The 13,372-nt window shown below is 65.1% G+C and carries 15 protein-coding genes and 3 pseudogenes; 10 read left to right on the top strand and 8 right to left on the bottom strand.

The window, feature by feature from the left end; all coding sequences use genetic code 11:
• Nucleotides 1–123 precede the first annotated feature (123 nt).
• The 3 genes and pseudogenes from E1288_RS44605 to E1288_RS44590 all read right to left on the bottom strand — a co-directional run.
• Nucleotides 124–1,163, bottom strand: a pseudogene (locus E1288_RS44605) (IS630 family transposase); the annotation flags it as partial.
• 5 nt (nt 1,164–1,168) lie between these two features.
• A complete protein-coding gene (locus E1288_RS44595) occupies nt 1,169–1,960 on the bottom strand; it encodes a hypothetical protein (protein ID WP_132495180.1) in 792 nt (263 codons plus the stop codon).
• Nucleotides 1,961–2,648: 688 nt separating this feature from the next.
• Nucleotides 2,649–3,029 (bottom strand): hypothetical protein, encoded by a 381-nt coding sequence (locus E1288_RS44590; protein WP_132495178.1) that lies wholly within the window; start codon nt 3,027–3,029, stop codon nt 2,649–2,651.
• A gap of 56 nt (nt 3,030–3,085) precedes the next feature.
• Between E1288_RS44590 and E1288_RS50655 the strand changes: the two are divergent.
• The 7 genes and pseudogenes from E1288_RS50655 to E1288_RS44560 all read left to right on the top strand — a co-directional run.
• Nucleotides 3,086–3,367: pseudogene (locus E1288_RS50655) on the top strand (helix-turn-helix domain-containing protein); the annotation flags it as partial.
• Nucleotides 3,368–3,415: 48 nt separating this feature from the next.
• Nucleotides 3,416–3,826, top strand: coding sequence for a WHG domain-containing protein (locus E1288_RS49545; RefSeq protein WP_235884256.1), 411 nt, complete (start codon nt 3,416–3,418; stop codon nt 3,824–3,826).
• A gap of 392 nt (nt 3,827–4,218) precedes the next feature.
• Nucleotides 4,219–4,611 carry a hypothetical protein gene (locus E1288_RS44580; protein ID WP_132495174.1) on the top strand — a complete coding sequence of 131 codons (393 nt, stop codon included), beginning with the start codon at nt 4,219–4,221 and terminating at the stop codon, nt 4,609–4,611.
• 69 nt (nt 4,612–4,680) lie between these two features.
• Nucleotides 4,681–5,310 (top strand): response regulator transcription factor, encoded by a 630-nt coding sequence (locus tag E1288_RS44575; protein ID WP_235884255.1) that lies wholly within the window; start codon nt 4,681–4,683, stop codon nt 5,308–5,310.
• Between the two features lie 233 nt (nt 5,311–5,543).
• Nucleotides 5,544–6,809: a cytochrome P450 gene (locus tag E1288_RS44570; protein WP_132495172.1), complete on the top strand. Its 1,266-nt coding sequence runs from the start codon at nt 5,544–5,546 to the stop codon at nt 6,807–6,809.
• 21 nt (nt 6,810–6,830) lie between these two features.
• Nucleotides 6,831–7,031: a ferredoxin gene (locus E1288_RS44565; protein ID WP_235884254.1), complete on the top strand. Its 201-nt coding sequence runs from the start codon at nt 6,831–6,833 to the stop codon at nt 7,029–7,031.
• Complete coding sequence (locus E1288_RS44560; RefSeq protein WP_207954907.1) at nt 7,028–7,291, top strand: FAD-dependent oxidoreductase; 264 nt, start codon at nt 7,028–7,030, stop codon at nt 7,289–7,291. Before E1288_RS44565 ends, E1288_RS44560 begins: the two co-directional genes overlap by 4 nt.
• A 62-nt stretch (nt 7,292–7,353) precedes the next feature.
• Here the strand turns inward: E1288_RS44560 and E1288_RS49540 are convergent, their stop codons facing one another.
• From E1288_RS49540 to E1288_RS44545, 3 genes are all read right to left on the bottom strand, one after another.
• On the bottom strand, nt 7,354–7,578 hold the full coding sequence (locus E1288_RS49540) for a 4Fe-4S dicluster domain-containing protein (protein WP_235884257.1): 225 nt from the start codon (nt 7,576–7,578) through the stop codon (nt 7,354–7,356).
• Nucleotides 7,579–8,213: 635 nt separating this feature from the next.
• Nucleotides 8,214–9,101, bottom strand: a complete 888-nt coding sequence (locus E1288_RS44550) for a cytochrome c biogenesis CcdA family protein (RefSeq protein ID WP_132495170.1) — start codon at nt 9,099–9,101, stop codon at nt 8,214–8,216.
• The gene (locus tag E1288_RS44545; protein WP_132495169.1) at nt 9,098–9,805 is read right to left on the bottom strand and encodes a DsbA family protein; all 708 of its coding nucleotides are present in this window, start codon (nt 9,803–9,805) and stop codon (nt 9,098–9,100) included. Before E1288_RS44545 ends, E1288_RS44550 begins: the two co-directional genes overlap by 4 nt.
• A 189-nt stretch (nt 9,806–9,994) precedes the next feature.
• Between E1288_RS44545 and E1288_RS44540 the strand changes: the two genes are divergently transcribed.
• Together E1288_RS44540 and E1288_RS44535 are read left to right on the top strand one after the other, a co-directional pair.
• Entirely contained in the window at nt 9,995–10,354 is a 360-nt protein-coding gene (locus E1288_RS44540; RefSeq protein ID WP_132495167.1) for a BlaI/MecI/CopY family transcriptional regulator, read from the top strand.
• Nucleotides 10,351–11,355: a M56 family metallopeptidase gene (locus E1288_RS44535; RefSeq protein ID WP_132495165.1), complete on the top strand. Its 1,005-nt coding sequence runs from the start codon at nt 10,351–10,353 to the stop codon at nt 11,353–11,355. The genes E1288_RS44540 and E1288_RS44535 overlap by 4 nt, the downstream gene beginning before the upstream one ends.
• A 404-nt stretch (nt 11,356–11,759) precedes the next feature.
• On the opposite strand, the gene E1288_RS44530 is transcribed toward E1288_RS44535, so the two are convergent.
• A complete protein-coding gene (locus E1288_RS44530) occupies nt 11,760–12,161 on the bottom strand; it encodes a hypothetical protein (RefSeq protein ID WP_132495163.1) in 402 nt (133 codons plus the stop codon).
• 190 nt (nt 12,162–12,351) lie between these two features.
• Between E1288_RS44530 and E1288_RS50650 the strand changes: the two are divergent.
• A pseudogene (locus tag E1288_RS50650) lies at nt 12,352–12,426 on the top strand (hypothetical protein); the annotation flags it as partial.
• A gap of 285 nt (nt 12,427–12,711) precedes the next feature.
• Here the strand turns inward: E1288_RS50650 and E1288_RS44520 are convergent.
• Nucleotides 12,712–13,372, bottom strand: a 661-nt coding sequence (locus E1288_RS44520) for a YwaF family protein (RefSeq protein ID WP_207954906.1), incomplete at its 5' end; no start/stop codon positions are given.

Here is a 13,372-nt window from a genome sequence, read left to right as displayed (position 1 = left end):
CCGTGCAGCGAACTCCACCAGCCGCGGACGCATCCGATCGATCTCATCCGGAGTCACCACCGAAGTCAACCACAATCCACAGTAGATGATCACAACGACACGCCAAAACCTAACAAAGCACTACTAGTGTTCTGAGTCGTTAATGGTTTTATTGATTCTGGTGCAGTAGTGGGCGAGGCTGCCCAGGATCTCGTCAGCGGTCTTGGTCCGCACGAAGGGTTTCGGGTCCTCGTTCCACGCGGCGATCCAGGCGTTGACGTCGTCTTCGAGCGCTTTGACGCTGCGGTGGGACGAGCGGCGGAGTTTGCGGTTGGTCAACTCGGCGAACCAGCGCTCCACGAGATTGAGCCAACTGCCCGATGTGGGGGTGAAGTGCAGATGAAACCGCGGATGGCTGGCCAGCCATTTCTTGATCGCTGGGGTCTTGTGCGTTGCGTAGTTGTCACACACCAGGTGCAGGTCCAGCTCGGCAGGCGTGTTGGCGTCGATGGTTTTGAGGAAACGCAGGAACTCCTGGTGCCGGTGGCGACGCTGGTGCTGGCCGATGACCTTGCCGGTGGCGACATCCAATGCAGCGAACAGACTCGTGGTGCCGTAGCGGATGTAGTCGTGCGTCTTACGTTCAGGCGTACCCGGCATCATCGGCAGCATGGGCGCGGTGCGATCCAGCGCCTGCATCTGCGATTTCTCGTCCACCGCCAGCACCATCGCCTTGTCGGGAGGATCCAGGTACAAACCCCACAACGTCGCGGACCTTGTCGATGAACATCGGATCGGTCGACAGCTTCCACGTGTCCACCAGGTGCGGCTTGAGGCCAAAAGCCCTCCAGATCCGAGAAATCGCGGTCTGGGACATCCTGGTCGCCGCCGCCATCGACCGGGTCGACCAGTGACTGTCGTGGTTGACCGGCTGCTCCTCCAGAGTTTTGGTAATCACCCGCTCAACCTGGACAGCACGGTGGTGGATTCGGACTTCGTCTCCACGAACGCGTAAAGCTGTAACGCGCGGTTGATCGTGTCGGTCTTGCTGTCGCCGGTGATCTCGGCGGCTTCGCCCAATGCCTCCGAGGGCCCGTGGGGTCAAGTTCACCGCGACTTTTGCCAACGAGCCGTACCCGCGACCGACAGTCCCCAGCGCGGATCGTTCGACCAGCGGCAGAGGTAGGCGTCATAGGAGCTTGGTTTGGCGCTGAGTGCGGCGCACTGAGCGCCGGTCCTTGCGCGTGTCTAGGGTGCGTTGGGCGTCGATGCTCTCGTCGAACGGCACCCATATGCCGCGCGGATCAAGCAGGGCGACGAGGTCGTCGAGGGCTTTCGTGATCGCGGTGAGCCGTGGCTTCGCCTGGGTGGGGTTCTGCAGGTAGGTCGCGATGTCCTGCTTCAGGGACTGAAACCAGCGGGCGAACCGGGGGTCGTCGAGCCGGTCGGCGAATCTGACGTAGCTGATGCAGCGGGGATCGTCGGCCGGACGGTCCGGGTCGACCATCAGCTCGCCCAAGGCCCACTGCTCGCCGCCGAGCAACATGAACGTGAGGTCGCCGTCCCTGCTGGAGGTCGCGTGCTGCACGGCGCCGAGCCGGAGGACCAGCTCACGGTTCCGTTCCTCGTTGCCCAGATCAAGGACCCGGATCTCCCGCGAGATGATGTGCACCCAGCACAGGTACCGGCCAATGCGATACAGCGTCTCGTTGACCGCGTAGTCCAGGTACCGCTGGCTGTGCTGGTCGTCCGCCGAGGTGAACTCGTCGATCTGGTCGGTATCCATGACATTCCGCAGCCGGCTCGCCAGGGACGAGGCAGCGGCCAGGAGCGGCCCGCTGTACCGGTCGGTGTGGTCCTGGCGTTCCTGCTGTCGCTGCTCGAGGTGTCTGCGACGCTCGAACCGGGCGCCCAGCAATGCCGTGACAATGGCGCCGGCGACCGACGTGAGCGCAGCGATGACGGTGAGCGCGTTCCCCATCCGGTGAAGTGTAGTTCGCGGCGATCAAGACGGGTGCTGGTTCGACGATCCCTCCGGCATCAGCACTATGGGGGTAGAAAATTGGTGGCCTCGCGGCTCGCTTGCCGGGGCAGGGTCTTCAGCTCACTCGCCACGGCATCACTGTCACTCCGCCGCAGGACTCCCGCTCCCGCCATGGCCTGGACGGGCCCCAAGCGGGGGAAGACAGCGTTGAGCGGGCCCTGCGCGACATCCACCACGTGATGGTGATGTCCGAACTCGACGTCGTAGCTGAGCACCTGCAGTTGCGTGGAGAACCCGTGTTCACGGCCGACGGCAACGCTTTCGCCGCACGATTGGCCTACGATGGGTAAGTCGGTAATCATCGAGAACCGGTGTTGCTGGCGCGCGCGGAATTCTGAGTGTCACCGCGGGAAACTACCCTGAGGGGCGGTACGTGTGTGATCGAGTCGTTGACCACTGGTCATCCCACCGTAGGCAATGATCGATACCGTCCACGCCGTGGATCTGCGCGCAACAGATACAACGCTGGCATGGCGGACAGCAGAACGACGACTCCACGTGGAACTACCGCCGAAGCCGACTGTGCGCAATCGCCGTGCTGTTGGCGCACCCACCAATGTCGGAACATGGGTGTGGTTATCCACGCAACCGTTGAGCGAATCAGGCACGCACAGTGGTCTTGACGTCACTGCAGCATTGATCGATGTGGCGCGAGTTCGTGTCGCAGGATCAGCATCTCGATGTTCTTCGCCGTCGAGTCCTGCACGGCAAGGCGCGCCCACGCGAAGATCCGGGTCATCACGAGGTAGATCAGTTTCAACGCCATGATCAAGCATCGCGCCAGTTTGCTGGGGTGTTCGGCACGCTCAACCCTCGGAGCGTGCAGCTGACCGGCGGCCGGGGTGGGTGAGGTTGACGGGCGGGAGATGTCAGTTCGGCAGGTGGTCCTCAGCGCCGCCGGTGCCGCCAAGGGCATGGTTTCATCGGTTTCATCTATGCTGTGGAGAGGCGGGTTCAAGTCCCCCAGGCGCTCATCGCCTTGGCGATGCTCGCCCTCGGCGGTCACCGCCCCGCCCTACCGGGCCGTCATGACTCACCGGATACGACAGGAGAGCCGACAATTTGGAAACGCCCAGCCCAGATCACCGTTTGGGCGACCGTCGACAAGGTGCTGGCTCGGCTCCTGCCGGCGACAACCCGGATGCGACCAACAAGCCACGTCCCTCCCGGAGGCGTTCACGCAATCGACGCGGTGAGGGTGCCCTCCTGCGTGGCGAGCTGCTGGAAGCGGCGCATCGGGTTCTGGAGCGTGACGGGCATCGGGCGCTTTCTCTTCGCGCTGTAGCAAGGGAGGCCTCGGTAACTACCCCCGCGATCTACCCACATTTCGAAGATCGCCAAGCTCTAGTCAGCCAGTTGGTAGTTGACATCTGGAAAGAGCTCGCTGCGACGATGAGCGTCGCGGAGGAACGAGCGGAGGCCGAAGGTCCGTTGGCCCAGCTCGAGGCCCAACTGGCCGCATATGTGGAGTTCGCGTACTCCAGCCCGACGCGCTACGAGCTTTTGTTCTTGACGTCGGCTGACGTTGAACGCATTCGCGGAATGGGACTTGAATCCACCACCGAACCGGTCTACGAGGCGCTTGAGCGAGCGGTGCTTCGATGCAAGGAGCACGGCTACCAGTTTCCGGTCTCATTCGTGGACGCCGGGGCGGAGGGGAACACGGTGCTCTTCTTCGTTGTCGCGCACGGGCGAGTAGCGCTCGCGACGGCCGCGCTGCACGACGCGTTCAGCGTGCCACAGGCCATTCACGCATTCGTGCGCACCGTCGTTCGTTCTCTGGTCCACCCACCGGCCGATTGAAGTTTCAACCGCCGCAGTATGACGGCCGTACTTCTTGATCTTTGACGTGGCCGCGGGCCACAGTCTAAACCCCTGCTCGGTGCCGGGCGCACCTCGACGAGCTCATGTCGCGGATCGTGGGCCGGTTTCGCGGGTCGCGCCGCGTCGACGCGGCGCGACTTGCTGCTCGGGTTGCTGTCGGACCTGTCGTCAGTCGGATCGAGAACTCCCAGGTCTCGGTGTATCTGCCCTACGCCACCGACCGAGGGCGCGCGCTGATCGACCGGGGCCCTGTGTCTGTCGAGAGCATGGGACGAAGATGCCGGAGCGTAAGTTTTCAGCTGTTTACTTACACGTGTTTAGCAGTTATGGTGGTTGCGCTTGGCGGGGAGACTCGGGCGACGGGAGAACGCGTGAAGTGGAAAGTCGCGACCCTTAGCGCGGCAGCGATCAACGCATTGTTGGCGACCGGAGCAGCGGCGTCGGCGGCTGAGCAGGACGACCCGGGTCCGGTGCTCGCGTCGGCGCATGGAGTCCAAGTGGTGGTGGTCAGTGGCAGCGACAATCTGTTGTTGCAGGCGCCGACGGGTGCGGCGATGACGACTCGCGCAGAGCTGTGTGGATTACGGTCTCGCGGATTCGTCGGGGTTCGCCGGCTATCCGTACCCGGGGGAGACGGTGCTCTCGGTGCCGGCGATCGTGCGTGGGGCGAGCGGGTGGCCGGTGCGTCCAGCCAATCAAGCGGGTTTCCGGCGCTGGTCGGGGCCCGCGATGGCAACGAGCTGCTCGCCGCGCGGAAGGCCTAACTCCCGGAAAGACTGATCCGAGCTTTCTGGTCGCGAGATGCCCTGGCATTTCCAGAACAGGGGACAGTCATGCAGGGCAGAACAATGGAGAAAATCCGCGTGGCCATCCACGCACAGGATTACTTTACGCGCATGGGACTGGCGAACTGCTTGGGTGGAGACACCCAGCTCGTCGAGGCCAGGGGCGACAACGCCGATGTTGTCGTGATCGCCATCGAAACCGCCGAAGCGTCCACCATGAAGGAGCTGCAGATGTTCAGGCCCGACACTGCCACGCCCCTGGTCCTCATCGTGGGCGATCGATGGCACGCCGATATCTCCGCAGCGGCGGAGTGGGGTGTCCGCGCGGTCCTGTGGCGCCGGCATTTCTCCGCTACGACTTTCATGCAGGCCATTCGTGCGGTCGGCAGCGGTGGCGGATACTTCCCCACCTCACTGCAGGGCGCACTCATCGAGCAAATCGTGCGCACCTACCGCGAAGTACTCGCACCGCAAGGCTTGAACCCTTCCGGGTTCACCAACCGCGAGATCGATGTCCTCCGTCTCGTCTCCGAAGGATTCGATCTCCAACAAATAGCTGACAAACTGCACTACTCAGAACGCACGGTCAAGAACATCCTCTACCAGTTCATGAAGCGGTTCGGCCTCCATAACCGCGCTCACGCCGTCTCCTACGCAATCCGCTCCGGTCTCATCTAATTCCAGCCGAATATTTCCGTTCAGTGGGTTGTCCACGCCGGCGGCGAAGGAGTTCGCCGCGGCGTGGGGTAAGTACGGCGGGGGTCGCAAGCCCAACGGCGCCGCAGCACTGGGCTGGGTGGGGCCAAGATCTTCGAGAAGGTCGTCCGCGCCGCTGGCAAGGACGTCAGCCGGTCCAGTCTGGTGGCGCAGCTGCGCAAGATCAAAGGCGATCACACGAAGGGAGAGATGACATGACCGCAACTGTGCCTGCTCGTCCGTATCACGACGTGGATATCTCGAGCGCCGCGTTCTGGAGGCTTCCGTTCGAGCAACGCGACTCGTCGTTCGCTCAGCTGCGACGCGAGGCGCCGGTGAGCTGGCACCCACCGATGGAGGTCCCCGGCTTACCGCCAGAGGTCCACGGTGAGCCTGGTTTCTGGGCGCTCGTGCGCGCCCGTGAGATCGCGTTCGCGAGCGAAAACCACGAGCTGTTCAGCTCCGACTCGCATCGCTACTGGGGCGTTTCGTTTCGGCCCAGGGATCCGAAGCCGGCGCCGACGTTCCTGGAGATGGATCCCCCGGAGCACACGCGATACCGGCGCATCATGAGCGGCGCGTTCACGCCTCGGGCAGTCCGTCGACTCTCCGAGAAGATCGAGCAGCGTGCTGAGGAGATCGTCGAGCGCGTGATCGGCGCCGGTGAGATCGACTTCGTCCGCGAAGTCGCGTCGAAGCTCCCCATGCTCACCGTTGCTGACATGATCGGTGTGCCCGGCAGTCTCGCGGAGGAGTTCGCCGAAGCGGGGGACAAGGCGATGGGTGCGAACGATCCAGCCATCGCGGGAGACGCAGATCCGCAGCAGTTCTTCCAGGACCAACTCGTCATTCTGCGCGAGATCGGACTTGAGCTCATCCGCGAGCGTCGGTCCAACCCTCGGGATGACCTCGCAACAGCGCTCGCTCTCGCCGATTTCGATGGCAGGCACCTCACTGATGACGAGATCGAGTCAGTCATGCTTCTGCTGAGTGTCGCGGGCAATGACACGACAAAGCAGACAACCTCGCACACCGTCGTTCAGCTGTGGCGGAACCCCGACCAGAAGGCGTGGCTGACCGAGGACTTTGAGGGGCGCATCGACAGGTCGATCGAAGAGTTCGTCCGTCATGCATCGCCTGTCATTCAGTTCGCGCGGACCGCGACACAGGATGTGGAGATCGCCGGCCAGGTGATTCCCGCCGGCGACAAGGTCGTGCTCTTCTACGCCTCGGCGAACCGCGATGACGCTGAGTTCGAGGACCCGGACCGGTTCGATCTCACCCGTCCACCTCACCCGCACACCGGGTTCGGGGGCGGTGGCGTGCACTACTGCCTCGGTAGTCACCTTGGCCGAGCGCAGCTCAAGGCCCTGTTCCGGCAGCTGCTCACCAAGCTTCCGAACATGGAGGTCGGCGAGCCCGAGCCGCTGGTGAGCGAGTTCATCCATGGCATCCGACGGCTCCCCGTCCGGATCCCCTGAACATCCGTACGGAGAGCCGCCGTGACCAAGAGGATCCATGTCGATCGGGGCCGCTGCACGGGCATCGGCATGTGCGAAGCCGTTGCCCCCAACCACTTCGAGGTCGATGACGAGGCCGAGGTCACCCTTCTCGTGGAGGAGGTCACCGAGAAAGACCGGGCGCTCATCGAGGAAGCTGTACGGGCCTGCCCCGCCCTGGCCCTGAGGTTGGAGGAGGCGTGAGCGCGCCGATGCCGCTACGGCTGGTCATCGTCGGGTGCTCGCTCGCCGGGCTGCGGGCCGCCCGAGCAGCACGCCGCGAGGGCTTCGAGGGCTCGGTCGTGCTGGTCGGCCGTGAAGAACACCTGCCCTACGACCGTCCTCCGCTCTCGAAGGGCTTCCTCGTGGATGACCATGCCGAGGCCACGTTCTTCGTCGGGGCCGACGACCTTAACGGCTCTCGACGTCGACGTGCGACTGGGCGCGGCCGCCACTGGTCTTGATGCGGCAGCCAAGTCGGTGATCACCGGGCAGAAGCGCATCGGCTACGACAAGCTCATCATCGCTACCGGTGGTGACGCCAGGCTGCTGGCCCCCGGACAACTGTGGACCTCCGGGTCTGGCGATGACCGGCCGCTCGTCGAGGTGTTGCGCACGCTCGACAATCGTCGAGGTCTCCCACCCAGATCGAGTGGGTCGGGCACACCACTACGCACGCCGGCTCCAAGCCCTCGTCGACCCGGTGGGCGCAGAAGTTGCACTTGGCGGCAGTGCGGGTGTCGTCGTCGATGAGCGATCGGGGTGGGGCGAACTGCCGGATTCGCCCCGCCTGAACAGGCCGTAGATCGGTTCGCCTGCGTCGACATCAAAGGCAGCTGTAGAGGGGTATCAAGTGATCTTTGGAGTGCCGCAGTGTGCTGAACTTGGAGCGCTCGAGAGCGTCGCATCGTGCCCAGTTGCGGATAGACGATGTGCACGCTTGGTGTTGTCCACGAGGCTGATCTGCGACAACAGGAGAACAAGCGTGAAGGGTCGACCAGTGATCTAGGTCGGGATCTACGCGGGCAAGACCGTCCATCACGCGTGCGCGGTGGACGGCGACGGCAAGGTCGTGTTCTCGCGGAAGGTGACCACTGACCGGTCGCGGGAGCTGTGGACGGGCGTCGAAACCAGCATCGGCAGCGAGATCCGCAATGCGCGCGGTCCGCCTGCCCTTTCCTGCAATGGAGCGCTGCTTCTCCAGTGGTTTCGGGCGCCAGCGGTCGATCGGTTCGGGAATGGGCTCGGCTTCTCCAGGCGCGGCGGCTCACCGCGTTGTCGAAGTCGAACACCGGCACCAGGTCGCCAGCGGCCGTGCGGCGCCAGCCACTGATGTCCGGCTCCTTGATCCCGGTCCAGCGCTCCAGGAACCGCGGCACCGAAGTCTCATTCCTTCGCGCGGTGGGGCTCGTTGTCGAGTTCGTCGGGAGCGTGGTTCGAGGTGCCGTGGCCGCGGCTTGTGCGGCGGGTCGCGAGCAGCGCCCAGCCGAGCCCAGCAAGCAGCAGCAGTACGACTCCGGCCACCACCAACTGGTCGGAGATGAGCGCCGATACGTGTTGCACCCATGCCTGGGCAGCGAACTGGGCGTCGATGCTGATGATTCCGCCGAGGGATCCGGTGCCGTCGGTGGCGAGGAACACCGCGCCGAGGGTGATGAAGACCAGTCCGGAGAGCAGTGTGGTGCTGTGCACGCGGAGCGGGCCGAGCTTCAGCTCCCGGCCGCGCAGCCACCGGCGTCGGCCGAGGTCGAAGCGGTCCCACAGGGCGGCGATCAGGAACAACGGCACCGCCATGCCCAGTGCGTAGATGGCCAGCAGCAGGCCTCCGTAGGCGGGGTTGGCTCCGGTCATGGCGATCGTCAGCACGCTGCCAAGCAGGGGGCCGGCGCAGAATCCGGCCAGCCCGTATACGGTGCCCAGCAGGTATACCGAAAGCGCCGAGGAGATCTTGATCCGCCCGCTGAGCCGCTGCGCTGCCGTGGAGCCGAAGCCGAGGCCGAAGATCTGCCCCGCGCCGAGCACGATCATGATCGATCCGCCGATCAGCACGACGAGGTCGCGGTGCTCGTTGAGCACCGCACCGATCGAGCCCGCGGCCATGCCCATCGGCACCAGGGTGGTGGCCAGGCCGAGGTAGAAGATGCCGGTGCGCAGCAGTAGTCGCACCCGGTCGGCGAATGCGTAGGCGAAGAACGCCGGCACGAGAAGTGCGGAGCACGGGCTCAGCAGTGACAGCACGCCGCCGAGGAACGCGCCGAAGTAGCCGATGGTCATGCCTTGGCCCGTTCCGCTTCGATCACCGCGACGAACTGCTCCAGTGGCTGGGCGCCGAGCACCGCCTGCTCGTTGATGATGAAGGACGGGGTGCTGGACGCCCCGAGCGCCTGTCCTTCGGCCAGGTCGGTCTGGATCGCCTGCATGATCGCCGGGTCGTTGCGGTCGGCGTTGAACTTCGCGAGGTCTGGTACGCCCGCTTCGCGGGCCACCTGCTGGATGGCTTCTTCCGGGAACGACGGCTTGTGACCGTTGTTGCCCCGCGCGTAGGCGGCGTTGTGGAACTCCCAGAACCGGCCCTGGCGGGCGGCGGCCCGGGCGGCCTTGGCGACCTCTACGGACTCCGTGCCGAAGATCGGGAAGTCGCGCCATTCGATGCGCAGCACCCCGGGGTCGACGTACCGCTTGATCAGCTCCGGCTCGACGTCGGCGGTGAACTTCGAGCAGAAGGGGCAGCGGAAGTCCTCGTACTTGATCAGCACCACCGGCGCGTCGGTGCGCCCCATCGCGAACGAGTCACCGGGCTGGCGCCGCTGCAGGGTTTTCAACACCGCGGCGATGTCGTCCTCCTGAGTCGGGGCGGGTTGTTGCGCCGATTCCGGGGACGGCCTGCCGCCGAACGCGCCCCATGCCAGCGCCGCCACGGCGACCACGACCAGCGCCGCGAACCCCCACCGGAACGCCGGCGAGCCCTTCGAATCCATCAGAACACCTAGCTTCTATCAAAGTTAGTAGAATTCTTATTGTGCATAGTAGAATCACGGTGCCGGCACGTTCCTGGTGCCCCGGGCAAGATCAACCGAGGTCTTGGTGCACGGTTGGACAGCGCGGCACTGGCTTGGCTGCCTGCGGCAGACGCCTGACCTATCCTGCCGACCGGAGGGGGATTTGTGATGCGTAGCCTGGGGCCACTCGAGTCGGCCGTGATGAACCTGCTGTGGGAAGCGGCGGATCCGATGAGCGTGCGGGAGGTGCTGGACGGCCTCCACGACCGCGGTCTCGCCTACACGACGGTGGCCACGGTGCTGGAGAACCTCCACCGCAAGCAGTGGGTCGACCGCGATCGGCTCGGCCGGGTCTGGTTCTACCGCCCCCGTCTGCAGGCGAGCGAGCATGCCGCGTTGCTGATGCGGGAAGCGCTCGCGGCCAGCAACAGCCCGCGCGCGACGTTCCTCAAGTTCGTCGACGAGATCAGCGACGAGGAAGCCGCGATGCTGCGGGAACTGCTCGCCGAGACGCCGGAGGGCCGATGACACCGCTGCTCATCGGGCTGTTCGCCTACACCGCAGCGCTGGCCGCATTGGGGCCCCGTCTGATGCGGGCCTGTCGGCGCTGGCAATCCGCTGCGCCCCGACTCGGGCTCATCCTGTGGGCCACGCTGGCCACCTCGTGGGTCGTATCGGTGATCAGCGCCGGTCTCGCTGCGATGGCACAACTCTCCGGCGGCCTCGGTCTCGCCGGTCTGCTGCACGCCTGCCTGCGTGCGCTGCTGGCGATCATCGGGGTGCACGACCTTGCCGACGCGCCCGCTGCCATCGCACTGCTCGGCTCCGTCCTGGTGATGGTGCGGTTGTTGGCCGTTGCCGCACACCATGCCCGGCAGACCCGGCGGCACCGCAAGATGCACCGGCATGCCCTGCGCTCGTGCTCGGACACGCTTGTCCACAATGGAATTCGAATTGATGTCGTGGAAACCGAGCAGCTGGCTGCGTACTGCGTTCCCGGGCGAGGCTCTACCGTCGTACTCACCACAGGCGCACTGCGACGGCTCGTGCCGGCCGAACGAGACGCTGTCATCGCGCACGAGATCGCGCACCTGCGCGGGAAGCACCATCTCGTGCTGGGCTGGGCGGCGATCCTCGCGCGGGCCTTTCCCTTCGTGCCGCTGCTGAAGGCGGTTTCGCAGGAGATCGCCCGCCTCGTCGAGTGGATCGCCGACGATCGGGCGGGCCGCCGACATGGGAATCGGGCGGTAGCCCGAGCCCTGACCGTGATGGCCACGAGCAACCGGAAATCGGCCACCCCCGTACCGAAAACAGCTCTCGCGGCGGTGGGCTCCGGCGTTCCGGAACGGGTCAGGCGCCTCGTTCAGCCCCGGGCGGCAGTGCGCTCGGCGTGCTGGCGGATCGTCGCTGCGCTCACCTTGCCGTTGCTTGCGCTCGTCGCGGCGGCGGCTGTGCTCGTCCCATGTGCCACCGCTGACCCGACACCCATCTGCACCGGAATCCCGAGCGTCACGGACTCCGCGTACTGATGTCCGCGTTGCGCTCACGACGGCGAACCGCGCCGGAGCGCACCAGATCATCGACCAATCCGGCTGCACGACCAGTACGAGTCAGGCGACGCCGCGCACGCGGGTGACGAGCACGTCCCAGGAGAAGGCGCGCTTCGCATCTGAATGACGCCACGGCCCAAGTAGTCTTAGACACAACGCCCTCCGCGAAGAGGCTGCTCGCGCAAGGTGGCTCTTTGGGCGTGGCAACAGAAACCTTTGCGTGGGCCAGCCCGCGCAGACCAGACTCCACGCACCAACCGTCACACCAGCGCCTTGAAAGTTGGGTGGGTGAGTTCCCTGAAGGAGGGCGGGCCGGTGCGGGAGTTCGAAATGCCATGGCCGGCGCCACCTCAGCATCTGACGCTGTCGCGCACCGTGTCCGTTCAACCTGTGCGCGCGACGGCGGAAGACGGGTTTTGAGTTCGACGTTTCTTGGCTGCGAGCCACATGCCCGTCATGAGGACGGCTACGAACAGCGTGCAGAGGACGAGTGAGACGGGGCGGGTTACGAAGATCGTGGGGTCTCCATCGGACATCGTCTCGCCGTGGTCGCCGGCCTCCTCGGCTACGCCATGCGCAAGACCGGGTTCGAACCCGGCCCTCTCGTGCTGTCCGCGATCCTCGGCAGCACCCTGGAATCCAACCTGCGAGCATCGCTTAAACGGGCTGATGAGTCGAATGCTGCGGCTCGGGTAGTCCTGCGGATTCCCGGTGGACTCTTGCGCACATGCGGCCAACAGCATCGCAGCTGCACTGACCGCCAGCACCGTTGCTGGCTTGCTCATGACGTCCTCTCGAAGACTGGAGATCCTGACCGCGGATCGCTCATCCGGGATTCGTTTGCCGAGAGTGCGCGAGCAGTGTTGTCAGGAGAACCGGAGGAGGTCAACTATCGCCGCGATACCGCGCCGATCCTCGCGTCGCAGTACCTGCTGTGGCTGCTGGTGTCCGCCGCGGTGGCCTGGGTGGTGCTGGATGGCTGACCGGCGGAGATCACCGGAACCGTTGGCGTGGCTGCTTTTCAGCGTCGGCGGCACGGTCGCCGCACTGCTGGTACCAGTGCACCGCTTCCGCTGCACCCTCTATGACGGTCTCCAGCTCAAGGATTTCAGCACACCCATCATCGCGTTCTGCTACGGCGCAGCCGTTCTGGCTCCGCAGCCGCCGCGTATCTGCTGCTGCGCTCCTATTGACCCGGCGCCGACTGGATCGACACGCTCACCCAGGCCAACACCGCAGACACGGACAGCAGCAGTCGGGACACCTGGTAGAGCAGCGACAGGATCATCTGGACATGATCTCAACGAGCGGCACAAGTTAGGCATGGAAGTGGGTTCAAGCTTCGACCGGTTGCCCACTCGAAGCGGCCCCGCGGGATCGCGTCCAGGGCCACGTGATCAGTGCCCATACCGCGAGTCCGAGAACGACTTCGACGCCGAGGTACCAGGGCCAGTCGCCCATGAGGTCGAGCGGGGAAGGAGCGTTCGGCTTGGCGTTCACGAAACCGTAGTTGGTGCCGGCCACCGTGTTGAACCCCAGGGCCGCGACACCCCAAGCCAGGGTGGTCGAGACCGCGATCGCATAGCTCCGCCAGTCGGGTCGCATCCCCAGTCCCCACGTCAGGTAGATCACTGCCCACACCACCATGGCGTGCTCCGCCCAGAAGTCGACGAAGTCGATGTGCGGGAAGTCCGGTACCTCGATCGCCGGGGTGATCATCGCGATGGTGCTCAGAGTGAGTCCCCAGTAGTACGTCAGCGCGTAGGACCACTGGTGACGGGTCCACAACGTGTAAGCAGCCGCCATCCAGGCAAGATCGGACAGGTGGAAGGGAAGCGCGACCCCGATGTCCCACCCGGAGGCCAGCGCCCCGTACACCAGCACGGTCGCTGCGAACAGCACGATCACGACGGCGAACGTCCGGGCGAACACCTGGCCCGACCTGGCTTCCCGATGCCTGCGCCCCAGCCAGACCAGCACGACGGCGCCCGCTGCG

Origin of the sequence: Saccharopolyspora elongata, assembly GCF_004348985.1 — a bacterium.
GTDB lineage: Bacteria > Actinomycetota > Actinomycetes > Mycobacteriales > Pseudonocardiaceae > Saccharopolyspora > Saccharopolyspora elongata.
This window is presented reverse-complemented; position numbering and strand designations above follow the sequence as displayed.

Bases quoted from the DNA above. Each gene is read 5' to 3' on its own strand.
- E1288_RS44595 (WP_132495180.1), bottom strand. From the start codon at position 1,960: ATGGGGAACGCGCTCACCGTCATCGCTGCGCTCACGTCGGTCGCCGGC.
- E1288_RS49545 (WP_235884256.1), top strand. From the start codon at position 3,416: ATGAGCGTCGCGGAGGAACGAGCGGAGGCCGAAGGTCCGTTGGCCCAG.
- E1288_RS44575 (WP_235884255.1), top strand. From the start codon at position 4,681: ATGCAGGGCAGAACAATGGAGAAAATCCGCGTGGCCATCCACGCACAG.
- E1288_RS44570 (WP_132495172.1), top strand. From the start codon at position 5,544: ATGACCGCAACTGTGCCTGCTCGTCCGTATCACGACGTGGATATCTCG.
- E1288_RS44550 (WP_132495170.1), bottom strand. From the start codon at position 9,101: ATGACCATCGGCTACTTCGGCGCGTTCCTCGGCGGCGTGCTGTCACTG.
- E1288_RS44545 (WP_132495169.1), bottom strand. From the start codon at position 9,805: ATGGATTCGAAGGGCTCGCCGGCGTTCCGGTGGGGGTTCGCGGCGCTG.
- E1288_RS44540 (WP_132495167.1), top strand. From the start codon at position 9,995: ATGCGTAGCCTGGGGCCACTCGAGTCGGCCGTGATGAACCTGCTGTGG.
- E1288_RS44535 (WP_132495165.1), top strand. From the start codon at position 10,351: ATGACACCGCTGCTCATCGGGCTGTTCGCCTACACCGCAGCGCTGGCC.
- E1288_RS44530 (WP_132495163.1), bottom strand. From the start codon at position 12,161: ATGAGCAAGCCAGCAACGGTGCTGGCGGTCAGTGCAGCTGCGATGCTG.